Annotated in this window: 20 protein-coding genes; 3 read left to right on the forward strand and 17 right to left on the reverse strand. The window is 68.5% G+C overall.

Going from position 1 to position 16,725, the window contains the following annotated elements; all coding sequences use genetic code 11:
- Positions 1–2 precede the first annotated feature (2 nt).
- From hemW to AVCA_RS01455, 9 genes are all read right to left on the reverse strand, one after another.
- Positions 3–1,199: a radical SAM family heme chaperone HemW gene (gene hemW, locus AVCA_RS01415; RefSeq protein ID WP_236616332.1), complete on the reverse strand. Its 1,197-nt coding sequence runs from the start codon at positions 1,197–1,199 to the stop codon at positions 3–5.
- On the reverse strand, positions 1,196–1,792 hold the full coding sequence (gene rdgB / locus AVCA_RS01420; protein ID WP_012698989.1) for an RdgB/HAM1 family non-canonical purine NTP pyrophosphatase: 597 nt from the start codon (positions 1,790–1,792) through the stop codon (positions 1,196–1,198). The genes hemW and rdgB overlap by 4 nt, the downstream gene beginning before the upstream one ends.
- A complete protein-coding gene (locus AVCA_RS01425; protein WP_012698990.1) occupies positions 1,789–2,208 on the reverse strand; it encodes a DUF4426 domain-containing protein in 420 nt (139 codons plus the stop codon). The genes rdgB and AVCA_RS01425 overlap by 4 nt, the downstream gene beginning before the upstream one ends.
- Before the next feature lie 56 nt (positions 2,209–2,264).
- Positions 2,265–2,858, reverse strand: a complete 594-nt coding sequence (gene metW / locus AVCA_RS01430; RefSeq protein ID WP_041807492.1) for a methionine biosynthesis protein MetW — start codon at positions 2,856–2,858, stop codon at positions 2,265–2,267.
- A 7-nt stretch (positions 2,859–2,865) separates the two neighbouring features.
- Positions 2,866–4,005, reverse strand: coding sequence for a homoserine O-succinyltransferase MetX (gene metX, locus AVCA_RS01435; protein WP_012698992.1), 1,140 nt, complete (start codon positions 4,003–4,005; stop codon positions 2,866–2,868).
- 128 nt (positions 4,006–4,133) lie between these two features.
- Positions 4,134–4,433 (reverse strand): DUF167 domain-containing protein, encoded by a 300-nt coding sequence (locus tag AVCA_RS01440; RefSeq protein WP_012698993.1) that lies wholly within the window; start codon positions 4,431–4,433, stop codon positions 4,134–4,136.
- Positions 4,433–5,026, reverse strand: a complete 594-nt coding sequence (locus AVCA_RS01445; protein ID WP_012698994.1) for a YggT family protein — start codon at positions 5,024–5,026, stop codon at positions 4,433–4,435. Before AVCA_RS01445 ends, AVCA_RS01440 begins: the two co-directional genes overlap by 1 nt.
- A gap of 14 nt (positions 5,027–5,040) precedes the next feature.
- Positions 5,041–5,859 (reverse strand): pyrroline-5-carboxylate reductase, encoded by an 819-nt coding sequence (gene proC, locus AVCA_RS01450; RefSeq protein ID WP_012698995.1) that lies wholly within the window; start codon positions 5,857–5,859, stop codon positions 5,041–5,043.
- Between the two features lie 18 nt (positions 5,860–5,877).
- Positions 5,878–6,582, reverse strand: a complete 705-nt coding sequence (locus AVCA_RS01455) for a YggS family pyridoxal phosphate-dependent enzyme (RefSeq protein WP_012698996.1) — start codon at positions 6,580–6,582, stop codon at positions 5,878–5,880.
- 72 nt (positions 6,583–6,654) lie between these two features.
- On the opposite strand from AVCA_RS01455, the gene AVCA_RS01460 reads away from it, so the two are divergent.
- A complete protein-coding gene (locus tag AVCA_RS01460; protein WP_012698997.1) occupies positions 6,655–7,689 on the forward strand; it encodes a type IV pilus twitching motility protein PilT in 1,035 nt (344 codons plus the stop codon).
- 600 nt (positions 7,690–8,289) lie between these two features.
- On the forward strand, positions 8,290–8,691 hold the full coding sequence (locus AVCA_RS01465) for an NINE protein (RefSeq protein ID WP_012698998.1): 402 nt from the start codon (positions 8,290–8,292) through the stop codon (positions 8,689–8,691).
- A 60-nt stretch (positions 8,692–8,751) separates the two neighbouring features.
- Here the strand turns inward: AVCA_RS01465 and AVCA_RS01470 are convergent, their stop codons facing one another.
- The 7 genes from AVCA_RS01470 to gshB form a co-directional block, all read right to left on the reverse strand.
- Positions 8,752–10,023 carry a dihydroorotase gene (locus tag AVCA_RS01470; RefSeq protein ID WP_012698999.1) on the reverse strand — a complete coding sequence of 424 codons (1,272 nt, stop codon included), beginning with the start codon at positions 10,021–10,023 and terminating at the stop codon, positions 8,752–8,754.
- On the reverse strand, positions 10,023–11,033 hold the full coding sequence (locus tag AVCA_RS01475) for an aspartate carbamoyltransferase catalytic subunit (RefSeq protein WP_012699000.1): 1,011 nt from the start codon (positions 11,031–11,033) through the stop codon (positions 10,023–10,025). The genes AVCA_RS01470 and AVCA_RS01475 overlap by 1 nt, the downstream gene beginning before the upstream one ends.
- Before the next feature lie 282 nt (positions 11,034–11,315).
- A complete protein-coding gene (gene pyrR, locus AVCA_RS01480) occupies positions 11,316–11,819 on the reverse strand; it encodes a bifunctional pyr operon transcriptional regulator/uracil phosphoribosyltransferase PyrR (RefSeq protein ID WP_012699001.1) in 504 nt (167 codons plus the stop codon).
- Between the two features lie 43 nt (positions 11,820–11,862).
- Entirely contained in the window at positions 11,863–12,291 is a 429-nt protein-coding gene (gene ruvX / locus AVCA_RS01485) for a Holliday junction resolvase RuvX (RefSeq protein ID WP_012699002.1), read from the reverse strand.
- Entirely contained in the window at positions 12,288–12,854 is a 567-nt protein-coding gene (locus tag AVCA_RS01490; RefSeq protein ID WP_373860935.1) for a YqgE/AlgH family protein, read from the reverse strand. The genes ruvX and AVCA_RS01490 overlap by 4 nt, the downstream gene beginning before the upstream one ends.
- Positions 12,855–12,947: 93 nt before the next feature.
- Entirely contained in the window at positions 12,948–13,841 is an 894-nt protein-coding gene (locus tag AVCA_RS01495; protein ID WP_012699004.1) for an energy transducer TonB, read from the reverse strand.
- 93 nt (positions 13,842–13,934) lie between these two features.
- Positions 13,935–14,891 (reverse strand): glutathione synthase, encoded by a 957-nt coding sequence (gene gshB, locus AVCA_RS01500; protein ID WP_012699005.1) that lies wholly within the window; start codon positions 14,889–14,891, stop codon positions 13,935–13,937.
- 227 nt (positions 14,892–15,118) lie between these two features.
- On the opposite strand from gshB, the gene pilG reads away from it, so the two are divergent.
- Positions 15,119–15,526, forward strand: a complete 408-nt coding sequence (pilG, locus tag AVCA_RS01505) for a twitching motility response regulator PilG (RefSeq protein ID WP_012699006.1) — start codon at positions 15,119–15,121, stop codon at positions 15,524–15,526.
- Positions 15,527–15,878: 352 nt separating this feature from the next.
- Here the strand turns inward: pilG and AVCA_RS01510 are convergent, their stop codons facing one another.
- Positions 15,879–16,598, reverse strand: coding sequence for a 16S rRNA (uracil(1498)-N(3))-methyltransferase (locus AVCA_RS01510; RefSeq protein ID WP_012699007.1), 720 nt, complete (start codon positions 16,596–16,598; stop codon positions 15,879–15,881).
- Positions 16,599–16,725 lie beyond the last annotated feature (127 nt).

Raw genomic sequence — 16,725 nt, forward strand, 5'->3', positions numbered from 1 at the left:
GCTTACGGCAGGAAATACTGCAGCAGGTCGTTGAGGAACAGTTGGCCGCGGGCGGTCGGCCGCAAGCGCTGCGGGTCGTTCTCCAGCAGGCCGGCGGCGCGGGCGGCGGCGCAGGGAGCGGCGATGCCGGCGAGCGGCAAGCCGGTACGTTCGCCGAAGAGCCCCGCCGGCACGCCTTCGGTCAGGCGCAGGGCGTTCATCATGAACTCGAACGGCAGTTCGTCGGCCTCCAGCAGGCGCTCGCCGGCCTGGAAGCGCCGCTCCGGCGCCAGGTAGTCCCTGGGCTGGCGGGTCTTCCAGGTGCGGCGGATACGCCCGTGCGGATCGCTGAGCTTGGCGTGGGCGCCGGCGCCGATGCCGAGGAAGTCGCCGAAGGTCCAGTAGTTGAGGTTGTGCCGCGCGCGCCGGCCATTTCGGGCATAGGCCGAGGTCTCGTACTGGACGAAGCCCTCGGCGGCCAGCAGCGTCTGGCCGGCTTCCTGGATGTCCCAGAGCAGGTCGTCCTCGGGAATCTCTGGCGGCTGGCTCCAGAACAGGGTGTTCGGTTCCAGGGTCAACTGGTACCAGGACAGGTGCGTCGGCTCCAGGGCGATGGCCTGGCGCAGGTCGGCCAGCGCGCCGGCGAGGTCCTGTCCCGGCAGGCCGTGCATCAGGTCGAGGTTGAAGTTGTCGAAGCCGGCGCGGCGCGCCATTCCGGCCGCGCGGATCGCTTCGCCGGCGTCGTGGATGCGGCCCAGGGCCTGGAGCTGCGCGTTCTGGAAACTCTGCACGCCGATCGACAGGCGATTGATGCCGAGGCGGCGGTAGTCGGCGAATTTTTCCTGCTCGAAGGTGCCGGGGTTGGCTTCGAGGGTGATCTCGATATCGCGGGCGAAGGAGAGATGCCGGCCGATCCCGTCCAGCAAGCGCTCGAAGGCACGGGCGGAGAACAGGCTGGGCGTGCCGCCGCCGAAGAAGATCGACACCAGTTCGCGGCCGTGCGCGGCCGGGAGGTCCGCCGCGAGATCGGCGAGCAGGGTGTCGACGTAGACTTCTTCCGGCAATTCCGCGCCGGCGGCATGGGAGTTGAAGTCGCAGTAGGGGCACTTGCGTACGCACCACGGAATGTGGACGTACAGCGCCAAGGGCGGCAGCAGGAGTCCGCTTTTTCTCCCCTCGCCCTCCGGGAGAGGGGCGGGGGGAGAGGCTTGGTGGCTCATGCCAGTCCCAGCCGCTGCCTGAGCTGGAGCATGGCGCGGGCGCGGTGGCTCAGGCGGTTCTTCTCGGCCGAGGCCAGCTCGGCGCTGGAGCAGCCGCGCTCCGGCACCCAGAACAGCGGGTCGTAGCCGAAGCCCTCGGTGCCGCGCGGTGCGTGCAGGATGCGCCCCTGCCAGAGGCCCTCGCAGATGATCGGCAGCGGGTCCTCGGCATGCCGCACCAGGGCCAGGGCGCAGACGAAGCGGGCGCCACGCTCGGCGTCCGGCACCTCGCGGAGCGCCTCCAGCAGCTTGGCGTTGTTCGCCGCGTCGCCGCCTCCGCCGGCATAGCGCGCCGAATGGATGCCCGGTGCGCCGCCCAGGGCATCGACCGCCAGGCCCGAGTCGTCGGCCAGCGCCGGCAGGCCGGACAGCCGCGCCGCATGACGGGCCTTGAGGATGGCGTTCTCGACGAAGGACAGGCCGGTCTCTTCCGGCGCGACGTCGCTGAATTCGCCGACCGAGCGTACCCGCACGGCGTTGCCCAGAAGGGCCTGGAGTTCCTTGAGCTTGCCGGCATTGTGGCTGGCCAGCACCAGTTGGCTGAGAGTCATCATTCGTCGGGGAAGAATTCCTGGTCGAATTCGAAGCTGTTGAGGGGGCCGCCGCCGCTCTGGACGTCGACCTTGAAGTGCAGGGTTTCCTTGTCGAAGGGGAACTGCGACAGGTAGTAGATGGCCTCGTCCTCGCGCACCTCGCGGAAGCTCAGCGCGCGGACCTGCCCCAGGTTGTTGCGCACCTGGGCCTTGATCGTCGCGGGCTGGGCCTTGCCGCTCTTGAGCACGGAGATGTTGAGCACGCCCTGGGTCTTGCCGCGGACGATGCCGGCGGCGCTGGCGATCTCCGGCTGCAGGAAGCCGGAGTTGAAGGCGCTGTAGTGCACATCGAGGTCGGCGAACTTCTGCAGGCGCTCGGCTGCGGTGGCCGACAGCGACAGGCAGAGGGCGAGCAGGAACGGGATTGGGCGACGCATGACGATCTCCTTACGGAAGAACCGGGCGAGGGCGGCCGGCCATGCCGCCGCGGCGGTCAGCGGCGACTGACATGGTAGATGCCGATTTCACCCAACAGATTAGGCCACAGCCGGCTGGCCCAGCCATGCCGGTGCTCGCGGTCCACCGCCAGGCGCTGCAGCACCCGCACCTGGCGTTCCCGGCACAGCGCCTCGAAGTCCTTGAAGGTGCAGAAGTGGATGTTCGGCGTGTTGTACCAGGTGTAGGGCAGGAACTCGGAAACCGGCATCCGTCCCTTGCTCGCCAGGTACCAGCGGCAGCGCCAGTGGCCGAAGTTGGGGAAGGTGATGATGCAGGTGCGGCCGACCCGCAGCATCTCCTCGAGGATACGGTCCGGGTAGTGCACGGCCTGCAGCGCCTGGGTCATCACCACCACGTCGAAGCTGTCGCTGGCGAGGTTGCCGAGGCCCTTGTCCAGGTTCTGTTCGATCACGTTGACGCCCTTGTCGAGGCAGGCGGCGATGTTCTGCGGGTCGATCTCCAGGCCGTAGCCGCTGACCTGCTTGTGCTCGCGCAGCCGGGCCAGCAGTTCGCCGTCGCCGCAGCCGAGGTCGAGCACCCGGCTGCCGGCGGGAATCCACTCTTGGATGATGTCCAGATCGGCTCTCATGGGCATGTCATACCGCGATTCGGTTCATGTAGCTGGCGAACCCCTGCAGGTAGCGGGGGATCGGCATCAGGAAGGCGTCGTGGCCCTGCGGCGCGTCGATCTCCAGGTAGCTGACGTTCTTGCCGGCGGCGATCAGCGCGTCGACGATCTCCCGCGAGCGGGCCGGCGAGAAGCGCCAATCGGTGGTGAAGGACATCAGGCAGAAATCGGCCCGGGCCACCGCCAGGGTTTTCGCCAGATCGTCGCCGTGCGCGGCGGCCGGGTCGAAGTAGTCCAGCGCCTTGGTCATCAGCAGATAGGTGTTGGCGTCGAAACGCCCGGAGAACTCCTCGCCCTGGTAACGCAGGTAGCTCTCCACCTGGAACTCCACGCTGTGGAAGTCGTAGTTGAGCTGGTCGGTCTTCAGCTCGCGGCCGAACTTCTCGCCCATCGCGTCGTCCGACAGGTAGGTGATGTGACCGACCATGCGCGCCAGCATCAGCCCGCGCCTGGGGATCACCCCGTGCTCCTGGAAATGGCCGCCGTGGAATTCCGGATCGGAGAGGATCGCTTGGCGCGCCACCTCGTTGAAGGCGATGTTCTGCGCCGACAGCTTGGGCGCCGAGGCGATGGCCAGGCAGTGGCGGACCCGCTCGGGGTAGCTGATGGTCCACTGCAGGGCCTGCATGCCGCCGAGGCTGCCGCCGATCACCGCGGCCCATTGCTGGATGCCCAGGGCATCGGCCAGGCGCGCCTGGCTGTGCACCCAGTCCTCCACCGTCACCACCGGGAAGTCCGCGCCATAGGGGCGGGCGGTCGCCGGGTTGAGACTGCCGGGGCCGGTGGAGCCGTTGCAGCCGCCGAGGTTGTTCAGGGCGACGACGAAGAAGCGCCGCGTGTCGATGGGCTTGCCGGGGCCGATGCAACTGTCCCACCAGCCGGGCTTGCGGTCCTCGGGACTGTGGTAGCCGGCGGCATGGTGATGGCCGGACAACGCGTGACAGACCAGCACCGCATTGCTGCGTGCCGCGTTGAGTTCGCCGTAGGTTTCATAGACCAGTTCGTAGTCGCTCAGGCTGCGTCCGCAGGCAAGCGTCAAGGGTTCGCTGAAGTGCAGCATCTGTGGGCGAACCAGACCGACAGAATCTTCGGGAAAAGCCAATCGCAGGCCCCTGCTCTCGCAAAAAAGAACGCCAGTCTAGGGCCTGGCATCGATTATTTCCACGCTTGCGTCGCCGTCTGGAATCCATTCCTCGCCAAAGGCGAAAGCGCCACGGCGGCGGGCGTGCGAGGCGCTCAGGCGTCCGGTCGCGGCGCCAGGCCGGGCAGCGCCGGAAGCTGCCGGGGCCGGCGGATGCGCACCCGCTTCTGGCGGTTCGACTCGCCGCTTTCCAGGCTCACCTGGCTCTTCGGCACACCGAAGACGCCGGCGAGGAAGGCCAGCAGGTGGGCGTTGGCCTTGCCCTCCACCGGCGGGGCGGTGAGGCGGATCTTCAGGCGCTCGCCATGCAGCCCGGCGAATTCGTCCTTGCTGGCCTTGGGCTGCAGGTGGCAGGCGAGGATCAGGTCCTCGCCGTCCCAACGGTACCAACTCATCAGAGGAAGGGGCTGAGCGCCCGCGGCATGCCGCTCATGGCGGCGAGGTTGTTGATCACCAGCATGTCGATCAGGTTCAGCGCGATGAAGGCGAAGATCGGCGAGATGTCCAGGCCGCCGAGATTCGGCAGGACACGGCGGATCGGCGACAGCAGGGGCTCGCAGATCTGGTTGACCAGTTGCGCGGCCGGGTTGTAGCTGCCGGGAGCGACCCAGGACAGGATCACGCTGACGATCAGGGCGAAGAAGAACACCTTGAGGAACAGCGAGGTGACGCCGATCACCGACCAGACCAGCAGCGGCATCAGGTAGCCGCCGACGCCGTAGCCCATCAGCAGCAGGACGCCGATCATCAGCGCCAGCTGGACCAGGATGGCCAGCGCCAGGGAGGCGAAGTCCACTCCGCCGAAACCGGGAATGACCCGCCGCAGCGGCTTGAGCAGCGGCTGGGTGGCCTTAACCACGAACTGGCTGAGGGGATTGTAGAAGTCGGCGCGCACCAACTGGAGGATGAAGCGCAGCAGGACGATCAGCAGGTAGAGGCTGCCGAGGGTCTGCACGAGGTAGATGATCGCAGTGTTCAATCCGTTCATCGAATCAAGGTTCCTTATCGGCCCAACTGTTCGGCCAGTTCGGCGGAGCGTCGGGCGGCGGCGTCCAGCGCCTGCTGCACCAGGGCTTCGAAGCCGCCGGCCTGGAAGGTATTGATCGCCGCCTCGGTGGTGCCGTTCGGCGAGGTCACCCGGCGACGCAGTTCGGCGGCGTCGACGCCGCTTTCGGTGGCCATGCGCGCCGCGCCCAGGGCGGTCTGCAGGGTCAGTTGCACGGCGCTGCCGTGCGGCAAGCCGAGCCGTTCGCCGGCGGCGGTCATGGCTTCCATGAGCAGGAAGAAGTACGCCGGGCCGCTGCCGGAGACGGCGGTCACGGCATCGATCAGGCGCTCCTCGTCGAGCCACAGGACCAGGCCGACCGCGCCCAGCAAGCGTGCGGCCTGCTGGCGCTGGGCGGCGGACACCCGGGCGTTGGCGAACAGGCCGCTGACGCCCTGGCGCAGCAGCGCCGGCGTGTTCGGCATGCAGCGTACCAGCGGCCGCTCGCCCAGCCAGGACTCCAGACTGGCGCAGGTGATGCCGGCGGCGATGGAGACGATCAACTGCTCCGGGCGCAGGTGGGCGGCGAGCGCCTGGCAGACCGACTTCATCACCTGCGGCTTGACCGCCAGCACCACCAGGTCGGCGCCGGCGGCGGCCTCGGCATTGTCGGCGAACAGCTCGATGCCGTGTTCGGCGGCGATGCGCGCGCGCCGCTCGGCGCTCGGGGCGCTGGCGCGGATCGCGCCGGCCGGCACGCCCTGGGCGCGCAGCCCGCCGATCAGGCTGGCGGCCATGTTGCCGGCGCCGATGAAGGCGATGCGGGGGTCGGTCATGGGGGACTTTCCTTCTGTCTAACGGGAAGGCTGCCCGTAGTCGCGGGCGCCGAACAGGGCGGTGCCGATGCGGACCCAGGTGGCGCCTTCGGCGATGGCGGCCTCCAGGTCGTGGCTCATGCCCATGGAGAGGGTGTCGAGATCGAGGCCGAGGTGCTGGCCGAGGCTTTCCTGCAGCTCGCGCAGGCGGGCGAAAGGCGCGTGCTGGGCGGCGGGATCGTCGCTCGGCTCGGGAATCGCCATCAGGCCGCGCAGGCGCAGGTTGGGCAGTTCCGCCACGGCTCCGGCGAGTTCCGCCAGCTCCTCGGGTTCGCAGCCGGACTTGCTCGCCTCGCCGCTGACGTTCACCTGCAGGCAGATGTTCAGGGGCGGGAGGTGCGCCGGACGCTGCTCGGACAGGCGCTGGGCGATCTTCGCCCGGTCGACCGAATGGACCCAGGCGAAATGTTCGGCGATGGCGCGGGTCTTGTTGGACTGGATCGGCCCGATGAAGTGCCAGGTCAGCTCCAGATCGGCAAGTTCGGCCTGCTTGGCCAGGGCCTCCTGCAGGTAGTTCTCGCCGAAGTCGCGCTGGCCGCAGGCGAAGGCTTCGCGCAGGACGCTCGCCGGCTTGGTCTTGCTCACGGCCAGCAGGCGCACGTTCTGCGGATCGCGGCCGGAAGCTTGCGCCGCCTCACGGATGCGCGCGCGAACCTTTGCAACACTTTCTGGAATGCTGGACATCTTGTTCCGTTTCCTGCCCGGGCCGCCGGCTGTCGCGGCATTCTACCCGCTTGTTGGCGATTGGGGACCCCCATGGACATCACCGAACTGCTCGCCTTCGGCGCCAGGCAGGGCGCGTCGGACCTGCACCTTTCCGCCGGCCTGCCGCCGATGATCCGCGTCGACGGCGACGTGCGCCGCATCGACCTGCCGCCGCTGGACCACAAGCAGGTGCACGCACTGATCCACGACATCATGAACGACAAGCAGCGCAAGGATTACGAAACGTTTCTCGAAACCGACTTCTCCTTCGAGGTGCCGAGCGTGGCGCGCTTCCGGGTCAACGCCTTCAACCAGAACCGTGGCGCCGGCGCGGTGTTCCGCACCATTCCGTCGCGCGTCCCGAGCATGGACGAGCTGGAGATGGGCGAGGTGTTCAGGAAGATCGCCGAGGTGCCGCGCGGCCTGGTGCTGGTCACCGGCGCCACTGGCTCGGGCAAGTCGACCACCCTGGCGGCCATGCTCGACTACCTGAATGGCAGCAGGCACCAGCACATCCTCACCATCGAGGACCCGATCGAATTCGTCCACGAGCCGAAGAAGTGCCTGATCAACCAGCGCGAAGTGCACCGCGACACCCTGGGCTTCGCCGAGGCGCTGCGTTCGGCGCTGCGCGAGGACCCGGACGTCATCCTGGTCGGCGAGATGCGCGACCTGGAAACCATCCGCCTGGCGCTGACCGCCGCGGAAACCGGCCACCTGGTGTTCGGCACCCTGCACACCACCTCGGCGGCCAAGACCATCGACCGGGTGGTCGACGTGTTTCCCGCGGAGGAGAAGGCGATGGTCCGCTCGATGCTCTCCGAATCGCTGCAGGCGGTGATCTCCCAGACCCTGCTGAAGAGGGTCGGCGGCGGCCGGGTGGCGGCCCGCGAGATCATGATCGGCACCCCGGCGATCCGCAATCTGATCCGCGAGGACAAGGTGGCGCAGATGTACTCGGCGATCCAGACCGGCGGCTCGCTGGGCATGCAGACCCTGGACATGGCGTTGAAGAGCCTGCTGTCCAGGGGCGCGATCAGCCGCGAGAGCGCCCGCGAGAAGGCGAAGATTCCCGACAGTTTCTAGACCGGCCGTACCTTCGGGCACGGCACGGGCGACCACGGCCATGGACTTCGGAAAGCTGCTGCGCCCGATGATGGAGAAGGGCGCCTCCGTTCGGTTCATCACCGCGGGCGTACCGCCGTCGATGAGGCTTGACGGCGTCCACTGCCACCGGGTCGCGCCCCGCTTGTCGGCGGAGCAGGTCCGGGAAGCCGTGCTCGCGCTGATGAACGAACATTTGCACCGCCAGCCGCGAACGCGACTTCGCCAGCGGCCGCCGCTTCCGGGACCGCGCCTTCCAGCAGCGCGTCCCGGCCTTCGACGAATTCGAGTTGCCGGACGGGCCGCGCGAGCTGTCGATGGCCGGGCGCGGCCTGATGCTGTCCGTCGGCACCATCGGCAAGTCCACCTCGCTGGTGGCGATGACCGGCTACCGCAACCGGAACGGCCGCATCATTTCCATCGAGGACCCCATCGAGTTCATTCACCGCCCGGGGCCGCATCGTCACCTGGCGCGAGCTGGGCATCGATATCCGGCGGGCATTCCATGCGCTTGCCCTGGGCCGGGAGGCTTGTCGCCACGGGTGCTTTCGCCCATCCTCAATGTCTTTCTGGAGACTCGTCATGCAGGTTCAGGACACCCACAGCAAACTCATCGGCTACCTGTTGTGGATCTTCGGCTTTCTCGGCGCGCACCGTTTCTATTACGGCCGGCCGCTGACCGGGACGATCTGGTTCTTCACCTTGGGCCTGCTCGGTATCGGCTGGCTGATCGACCTGTTCCTGATCCCGTCGATGGACCGCGAGGCGGACCTGCGCTTCCATGCCGGCTCCACCGACTACAACATCGCCTGGCTCCTGCTGACCTTTCTCGGCGTCTTCGGCGTGCACCGCATGTACCTGGGCAAGTGGCTCACCGGCCTGCTCTACCTGCTGACCGGCGGGTTGTTCCTGATCGGCGTGCTCTACGACTTCTGGACGCTGAACGAGCAGGTGTCCCTGCGCAACGCCCAGCGCGGTCAGTGATTTCCCGGAGGACCGGGCCCGCCGTCGGCGAGCCTGGCCGTCGTGCGGGCATGCCCGCGATCAGGCCTGGTAGCTGATCCGTCCGTCGAGCAGGGTGTAGCGCACCGCGCCGGGCAGGACGTGGCCGATGAACGGGCAGTTGCGCCCCTTGGACAGCCAGCGTTCGCCGGCCAGGGTGGCGGCCTCGGGGTCGAACAGCACCAGGTCGGCCGGGGCGCCGGCGGCCAGGCGGCCCACCGGCAGGCGCAGGGCCCGGGCCGGACCGCTGGTGAGGCGCGCGAGCAGGGTCGGCAGGTCGAGCACGTTCTCCTGGACCAGGCTCAGGGCCAGCGGCAGCAGCAGTTCGACGCTGCTGATGCCTGGCTCGGTGGCGCCGAACGGCGCCAGCTTGGCATCCGCCTCGTGAGGCTGGTGGTGGCTGGCGATGGCCTGGATGGTGCCCTGGCGCACCGCGTCGCGCAGGCCGTCGCGGTCGGCGCGCGAGCGCAGCGGCGGCTGTACGTGGTAGAGGCTGGAGAAGTCGGCCAGCGCCTCGTCGGTGAGGATCAACTGGTACAGCGCCACGTCGGCGCTCACCGGCAGGCCGCGGGCCTGGGCCTCGGCGATCATCCGCGCGCCGCGGGCGCTGGAGAGCTGGCTGAAGTGGGCGCGCACGCCGGTCTGCTCGACCAGCAGCAGGTCGCGGGCCAGGGCCACGGTTTCCGCCGTTTCCGGAATGCCCGCCAGCCCCAGGAAACCGGCCATGGGGCCCTCGTGGGCGAGGCCGTCCTCGGCGAGGGCGGCGTCCTGGGAGTGGAACACCACGGTCAGGTCGAAGGTCGCCGCGTATTCCAGGGCGCGGCGCAGGTGGCGGTTGCTGGCGAAGCTGGCCAGGCCGTTGCCGAAGGCGACGCAGCCGGTGTCGCGCAGGGCGACCAGTTCGGCCAGTTGCTCGCCGGCCAGCTCCCGGGTCAGGGCGCCGATCGGGAAGACCTTGGCATGGCCGGCCTCGCGGGCGCGGTCGAGGATCAGTTCGGCCACCGCCGGAGTGTCCAGCACCGGCCTGGTCAGTGGCGGGCAGCACAGGCTGGTGACGCCGCCGGCGGCCGCGGCGCGGGTTTCGCTGGCGATGCTGCCCTTGCGGCCGTAGCCGGGCTCGCGCAGGGCGGCCGACAGATCGACCAGGCCGGGCGCGGCGATCAGGCCGCGGGCGTCGAGGGTCTCGTCGGCCTCGAAGGCGGCCGGCGCCTGGTCGACGGCGGCGATCCTGCCGTCGGCCAGATAGAGGTCGGCGACCCGGTCCAGGCCGCTGGTCGGGTCGATGAGGCGGGCGCCGAGGATACGGGTACGCATCAGATCTGCTCCTCGGATTCGGAATTGAGCTGGCGCTGCGCGGTCTGCCCGCTCATGGCCATGGACAGCACCGCCATGCGCACGGCGATGCCATAGGTGACCTGGTTGAGGATCACCGACTGGGCGCCGTCGGCCACCGCCGATTCGATTTCCACGCCACGGTTGATCGGTCCCGGGTGCATGACGATGGCGTCCGGCCTGGCCCGCGCCAGGCGCGCGGTGGAGAGGCCGTAGAGCCGGTAGAACTCGCCCTGGCTGGGCAGCAGGCCGCCCTGCATGCGCTCGCGCTGCAGGCGCAGCATGATCACCACGTCGACGTCCCGGAGGCCTTCGTCCAGGTCGTGGAAGACGCGCACGCCGTACTGCTCCAGACCCATCGGCAACAGGGTCTTCGGGCCGATCACGCGGATGTCCGGGCAGCCGAGGGCGCGCAGGGCGAGCATGTCCGAGCGTGCCACCCGCGAATGCAGGATGTCGCCGACGATGGCCACCGAGAGGTTCTCGAAGCCGCCCTTGTGGCGGCGGATGGTCAGCATGTCGAGCATGCCCTGGGTCGGGTGGGCGTGGCGGCCGTCGCCGCCGTTGATCACCGCCACGTCGGGACAGACGTGCTCGGCGATGAAGTGTGCGGCGCCGGAGTCGGCGTGGCGGATGACGAACATGTCGGCGGCCATCGCCTCGAGGTTGCGCAGGGTGTCGAACAGGGTCTCGCCCTTGCTGGTCGAGGAGGTCGACACGTTGAGCGTGATCACGTCGGCGGACAGCCGCTGGGCGGCCATCTCGAAGGTGGTGCGGGTACGCGTGGAGTTCTCGAAGAACACGTTGCAGACGGTCCGGCCGCGCAGCAGCGGGACTTTCTTCACGGCGCGGGTACCGACCTCGAGAAAGGAATCGGCGGTGTCGAGGATCTCGGTCAGCAGCTCGCGGGACAGGCCGTCGAGCGAGAGGAAGTGGCGCAGCCGGCCCTGATCGTTGAGCTGCAGCGGGCGCTTGGCGTCGTTCGGCGTCATCGCGGGGACTCTTTTAGGGCCTGTCATCACTTATTTCTCCGGTTGCGTTGCTGCCTGAAATCAGCCCAGACAAGGCGCAGCCTGCAGGCAATGGCCACTCCCTTGCCAAAGGCTGCAACGCCGGATGGGCTGATTTCAGGCGCAACCCGAAGGGACGGGCCTGTTTTGGCACAGTGCTGCGTTGTTCGTCGTTCATTTGGAATAACCAAACCTCTCTCCTCACGCCTTGCCCTGTGCCAAAACAGGCTCCGTCGCAACGTGAGAAATAAGTGATGACAGGCCCTAGGCAAGAACCTGACGCTCGAGAGCGAGCGGTGCGGGGCCGAGCAATTTTACCCGTTCGTCGGGGGCGAGCGACAGGGTCTGGCCGACCACGTCCGGGCGGATCGGCAGTTCGCGGGCGTCGAGATCGAGCAGGCAGACCAGGGTCACGCTGGCCGGGCGGCCGTAGTCGAACAGTTCGTTGAGGGCGGCGCGCACGGTGCGGCCGGTCATCAGCACGTCGTCGACCAGCACCAGGTGCTGGCCTTCGACCTCGAAGGGCAGCGCGGAAGGACGGACCTGCGGGTGCAGGCCGCTCTGGGTGAAGTCGTCGCGGTAGAAGGACACGTCGAGCACACCCAGCGGTTCCTCGCTGTCGAGGGCGGCCAGCAGCGCCTGGGCGACCCAGACGCCGCCGGTGTGGATGCCGACGAAGCGCGGCGTGTCGATGCGATGGGCCTGCAGGTGGCGTTTCAGCTCGGCAGCCATCCTGGGCAGCAGCACGGCGGGATCGGGCAGGGTCATGGGCGGTCTCCTCGGGGGCGCTGCGGGCCGCGGCGCCGTGGTTTCAGCCGGCCGGGCGCTCGGCCAGCCAGCCTTCCAGTAACAGGGCGGCAGCCAGGGCGTCCACCGGGCGCCGACGGTAGCCGTCGCGCTGGCCTTGGGCCAGGCGATAGCCCTTGGCTTCGAAGGTGGTCAGGCGTTCGTCGTGGGTATGCACCGGCAGACCGAAGCGGCCGTGCAGGCGGCGGGCGAAGCGCTCGGCGCGCTCGCTCATTTCGCTCGGCGTGCCGTCCATGTTCAGCGGCAGACCGACGACCATGGCGTCCGGTCGCCACTCCTTGACCAGTTGCTCGACTCGGCTCCAGTCGGGCACGCCGTTCTGCGCCTTGAGCACGCACAGCTCGCGGGCCTGGCCGGTGATCGCCTGGCCGACGGCGACACCGATCTGCCGGGTGCCGTAGTCGAAGCCGAGCAGCAGGCGCGGCCCGCTCATGCGTGGCCGGCCTGGGAGGTCAGCAGGGCGAGGTTGATGCCCAGGCGGGCGGCGGCGCCGGGCAGGCGCTGCTCGGCCGGGGTATCGAAGAGGATGGCGGGATCGGCCGGGCAGGTCAGCCAGGCGTTCTGCAGCAGTTCGGCTTCCAGTTGGCCGGCATCCCAGCCGGCATAGCCGAGGGCGATCAGGCAGCGTGCCGGACCGCTGCCGTCGGCGATGGCCAGCAGCGTGTCCTGGGAGGTGGACAGCGCCAGTTCGCCCAGGCCCAGGGTCGCCTGGAAGCTGTAGCCGGGCTCGTGCAGGACGAAGCCGCGGTCGGTCTGCACCGGGCCGCCGGTGTAGATCGGCAGGGCGCTGCGGTCCTCGCGGGGCGGACTGTCCGGACGCAGCTGGGCGAGCACCTGGCCGAGGTCGAGTTCGCCCGGGCGGTTGACCACCAGACCCATGGCGCCCTGATCGTTGTGTTCGACCAGGTAGATCAGGGACTGGGCGAAGTTGGGATCGGCCAAGTGCGGCATGGCGATCAGGAAATGGTTCTTCAGGTACTGGGGGGCTGTATTCATTTTCATCGGCCTAGTTTCGAGCTTAGGGGCGCAGGCTTCAAGAGTGGCACAGGCCGGTGCGGCGAGTCTGCACGATCGCTCCGGCGGAGCGCGTCAGTTGCTCGATAGCCGGTCGCCGCGCTCGAAACGCCAGGTGCGGATGATTTCCAGCCGGTCGATGTCGGCCAGGTCCCCGGTGAAGGGGGCATAAGGCGCGGCCAGGCGGACGATACGCTGCGCCGCCTGGTCCAGCTGGGGCTCGCCGGAGGATTCCAGGACCTGCACCTCGTAGAGGGTGCCGTCGCGGTTGATCGACACCAGCAGGCGCAGATGGCCGTAAAGGTGCTGGCGACGGGCGTCCTCGGGGTAGTTGAGGTTGCCGATCCTTTCCACCTTGCGGCGCCATTCCTCCTTGTACCAGGCGCCCTTGTCGCGCATGGTCGAGGCCGCGTTGAGGCGGTGGATCCGCGGACGCTTGGCGTAGCGCTGGGTTTCCTCGGCCAGCTCGGCCTCCAGGCTGGCGATCTCGCTGGACAACTGGGCGCTGTCGAAGGTCGGCGTCGCCGGGAGCGGTGGCGCCGGCTTGGCCGGCTCGTGCTTGACCGGCGTCTTTTCCGGGCGCGGCTTGCGCGTCGCCAGCGCGGCCTTCGGTTCCTGTTTGGGAGCTGCCGGCGGCGCCGCGGGCGGCGGCGCGACCTGCTCGATCTCGGTGTCCTGGAAGGGCGCGGTTTCGCTGGTCTTGGGCTCGGCCTGGTGCTCCAGGGTGCCGCTGCCCTGCTGGTCGTCCTGGGCGAGGAAGTCGGCCTCCTTGGGCTTTTCCTCGCTCTTGAAGGTGGCCAGGGTGATCTCCAGGGTCTTGCTGACCTCGGCGGGCTTCGGCAGTTCGAAGCTGATACCGAGGATCAGGGCCAGGTGCAGCAGCGCGGCGAGGACCAGGGGCAGGCCCAGGCGATCCGCGGGACGGACGCCTTGGCGGGCGGGTACGGGCGGAGGAGAGGCTGCGGTCATGGATCTTTCGGCTGGCTACGGATTGCCGCGCAGTCTGCCGAGGGGGCGGCGAAAAGTCCATGAACCAGGCGGTAGCTTCGTCGCCCCGGCGGCTCAGCCCCTGGCCGCCAGCCGCTGGGCGATCGCATCCATCAGGCGCTCGCCGATGCGCGTGTCGTAGGCGTTGTCGATCTCGCGGATGCAGGTCGGGCTGGTGACGTTGATCTCCGTCAGGTGCTCGCCGATCACGTCGAGTCCGACGAACAGCAGGCCGCGCCGGCGCAGTTCGGGGCCGACATGGGCGGCGATCTCGCGGTCGCGCTCGGTCAGCGGCTGGGCCACCCCGCGACCGCCGGCGGCGAGGTTGCCGCGGGTCTCGCCGGGGGCCGGGATGCGCGCCAGGCAGTAGGGAACGGGCTCGCCGTCGACCATCAGGATGCGCTTGTCGCCATCCTTGATCGCCGGCAGATAGCGTTGCGCCATGATCTGCCGGGCGCCGTGCTCGGTCAGCACTTCCAGTATCACCGACAGGTTGGGGTCGCCCTCGCGGTGGCGGAACACCGAGGCCCCGCCCATCTCGTCCAGTGGTTTGAGAATGACATCACCGTGCTCGGCGGCGAACTCGCGCAGAATGTCGGCACGCCGGCTCACCAGGGTCGGCGGCGTGAACTGCGGGAACTGGGTGGCGAAGAATTTCTCGTTGCAGTCGCGCAGGCTCTGCGGCCGGTTGACCACCAGGCAACCGGCCTTCTCGGCGAGTTCCAGCAGGTAGGTGGCGTACACGTATTCGCTGTTGAAGGGCGGGTCCTTGCGCATCAGGATCACGTCCAGGTCGCCCAGCGGGGTGTCGTTCTCCTCCTGTAGCTCGAACCAGCGCGCCGGGTCGTCGAACACCCTGAGGGGACGCATCCGCGCCCGCGCCTCGTTGCCGTGCTGGTAGAGATCCTGCGGTTCCATGTAGTGCAGCGACCAGCCGCGTGCCTGCGCACTCTGCAGCATGGCCAGCGAGCTGTCCTTCTTGAAGGAGATCTGCGCGATGGGGTCCATGACGATCCCGAGGCGAATGCTCATGGGGTGTCCTCCGGGGAAAGGCGGCCGGAAGCGGCCGGGGTGCAAAGAGTGGAAGGGGCCCAGATTGGCGTCGGCCCGGCGCCCGGTCAAGAAAACCTTGAGCGGATGCACGTTGGGGAGGAGCGAGTTTGCCGAAAGGTCCCGGCGCTGGGGTGATCCTTCGCCGGCGAGTCCCAGGTGGCCCGGGAGCAACACGTGGTCGGCGGCCAGGAGGCCGGTAGGTGGATATGGAACATCATTCCGACGGTTTGAAGGTCATGGTGATCGACGACTCAAAGATGATTCGTCGCACTGCGGAAACCCTGCTGAAGAGGGTGGGGTGCGAGGTCATCACCGCCGTGGACGGCTTCGATGCCCTGGCCAAGATCGCCGACGGTCATCCGCGGATCATCTTCGTCGACATCGCGATGCCGCGCCTGGACGGCTACCAGACCTGCGCCCTGATCAAGAACAACAGCGCATTCAAGTCCACGCCGGTGATCATGCTGTCCTCCAGGGACGGCCTGTTCGACAAGGCCAAGGGACGTATCGTCGGTTCCGAGCAGTATCTGACCAAGCCCTTCGGCAAGGAAGAACTGCTGGGCGCGATCAGGGCCCACGTGCCCGATTTCGTCCCGCTGGAACAAGCATCCTGAACGCCGGCCGCGCCGCCTTATTCCGCATGGGGAAATCCATGGCTCGAATCTCGAACTCTGATTGTCGATGATTCGCCGGCCGGGACGTACAAGCTGGCCGCGTTGCCGAGCTGGAGGCGCTCTACGCGCATCGCGCCGACGGTGGAGAGCCGGCGGGTCTCGAATACGCCGGCAAGCGTCGCGCACCGCGCCATCTCGGCGATCGGCCCGGAAGCCGTTCGCGGCTGACGCGCTTTCGGCGGGCCGCGAAGGGGCGAGCGGAGCGAGTCATGCTCGTTTGCCACTCGCAAACTCTGCTTCCTCAGCCGATCTTGCCTTGCCGGGTCGCGAACAGGTTCTGGCGCCGAAGCGCTCAGAAATCCCCCCACAACTGCTGGGCCACGCTCAGCGCCACCACCGGCGCCGTCTCGGTGCGCAGTACCCGCGGACCGAGGCGGGCGGCCCGATAGCCGGCTCGCCGCGCCGCGTCCACCTCCGTCTCGGACAGGCCGCCCTCGGGGCCGATCAGGAAGGCCAGCGAGGCCGGCCGGGCATGGCTGGCCAGGGGCTCGGCGAACGGGTGCAGGACCAGCTTCAGTTCGGCCTCGATACCCTTCAGCCAGTCTTCCAGCGGTGCCGGAGGGTGGATCGTCGGCAGCACCGAGCGGCCGCACTGCTCGCAGGCGCTGATGGCGATCTGCTGCCAGTGGGCCAGGCGCTTGTCGGCGCGCTCGTCCTTCAGGCGTACCTCGCAGCGCTCGCTGAGCAGCGGGGTGATTTCCGCCACGCCCAGTTCGGTGGCCTTCTGGATCGCCCAGTCCATCCGCTCGCCGCGCGACAGGCCCTGGCCCAGATGGATGCGCAGCGGCGATTCGGCCAGGCCGGGAAGCTGTTCGCGCAGCTCCACCCGCACGCTCTTCTTGCCCACCTCGACCAGTTCGCCGCGGAACTCCCGGCCGCTGCCGTCGAACAGTTGCACGGCATCGCCCGGGGCGAGCCTGAGCACGCGGCCGATATAGTGGGCCTGGGCTTCCGGCAGATCGAGGAGGCCGAGGGCGAGGGGGGCGTCGATGAAGAAGCGGGACAGGCGCATCGGGTCATCCGGTCGGCGGGAAAAAGGCCTGCAAGCTTAAACGCTGATAGCGGCGGACTTGTAGTGGCTTGCCGCGGGCGGCGAATCCTGCGAAAAACCGCGGCGGCCCGGCCCGGGCGGTTCAAGA

Origin of the sequence: Azotobacter vinelandii CA, from assembly GCF_000380335.1 — a bacterium.
Classification (GTDB): domain Bacteria; phylum Pseudomonadota; class Gammaproteobacteria; order Pseudomonadales; family Pseudomonadaceae; genus Azotobacter; species Azotobacter vinelandii.

Excerpts from the sequence above, each read along its gene's own strand:
- hemW (WP_236616332.1), bottom strand. The coding sequence starts at position 1,199 with ATGAGCCACCAAGCCTCTCCCCCCGCCCCTCTCCCGGAGGGCGAGGGG.
- rdgB (WP_012698989.1), bottom strand. The coding sequence starts at position 1,792 with ATGATGACTCTCAGCCAACTGGTGCTGGCCAGCCACAATGCCGGCAAG.
- AVCA_RS01425 (WP_012698990.1), bottom strand. The coding sequence starts at position 2,208 with ATGCGTCGCCCAATCCCGTTCCTGCTCGCCCTCTGCCTGTCGCTGTCG.
- metW (WP_041807492.1), bottom strand. The coding sequence starts at position 2,858 with ATGAGAGCCGATCTGGACATCATCCAAGAGTGGATTCCCGCCGGCAGC.
- AVCA_RS01440 (WP_012698993.1), bottom strand. The coding sequence starts at position 4,433 with ATGAGTTGGTACCGTTGGGACGGCGAGGACCTGATCCTCGCCTGCCAC.
- AVCA_RS01445 (WP_012698994.1), bottom strand. The coding sequence starts at position 5,026 with ATGAACGGATTGAACACTGCGATCATCTACCTCGTGCAGACCCTCGGC.
- proC (WP_012698995.1), bottom strand. The coding sequence starts at position 5,859 with ATGACCGACCCCCGCATCGCCTTCATCGGCGCCGGCAACATGGCCGCC.
- AVCA_RS01455 (WP_012698996.1), bottom strand. The coding sequence starts at position 6,582 with ATGTCCAGCATTCCAGAAAGTGTTGCAAAGGTTCGCGCGCGCATCCGT.
- AVCA_RS01460 (WP_012698997.1), top strand. The coding sequence starts at position 6,655 with ATGGACATCACCGAACTGCTCGCCTTCGGCGCCAGGCAGGGCGCGTCG.
- AVCA_RS01465 (WP_012698998.1), top strand. The coding sequence starts at position 8,290 with ATGCAGGTTCAGGACACCCACAGCAAACTCATCGGCTACCTGTTGTGG.
- AVCA_RS01470 (WP_012698999.1), bottom strand. The coding sequence starts at position 10,023 with ATGCGTACCCGTATCCTCGGCGCCCGCCTCATCGACCCGACCAGCGGC.
- AVCA_RS01475 (WP_012699000.1), bottom strand. The coding sequence starts at position 11,033 with ATGACGCCGAACGACGCCAAGCGCCCGCTGCAGCTCAACGATCAGGGC.
- pyrR (WP_012699001.1), bottom strand. The coding sequence starts at position 11,819 with ATGACCCTGCCCGATCCCGCCGTGCTGCTGCCCAGGATGGCTGCCGAG.
- ruvX (WP_012699002.1), bottom strand. The coding sequence starts at position 12,291 with ATGAGCGGGCCGCGCCTGCTGCTCGGCTTCGACTACGGCACCCGGCAG.
- AVCA_RS01490 (WP_373860935.1), bottom strand. The coding sequence starts at position 12,854 with ATGAATACAGCCCCCCAGTACCTGAAGAACCATTTCCTGATCGCCATG.
- AVCA_RS01495 (WP_012699004.1), bottom strand. The coding sequence starts at position 13,841 with ATGACCGCAGCCTCTCCTCCGCCCGTACCCGCCCGCCAAGGCGTCCGT.
- gshB (WP_012699005.1), bottom strand. The coding sequence starts at position 14,891 with ATGAGCATTCGCCTCGGGATCGTCATGGACCCCATCGCGCAGATCTCC.
- pilG (WP_012699006.1), top strand. The coding sequence starts at position 15,119 with ATGGAACATCATTCCGACGGTTTGAAGGTCATGGTGATCGACGACTCA.
- AVCA_RS01510 (WP_012699007.1), bottom strand. The coding sequence starts at position 16,598 with ATGCGCCTGTCCCGCTTCTTCATCGACGCCCCCCTCGCCCTCGGCCTC.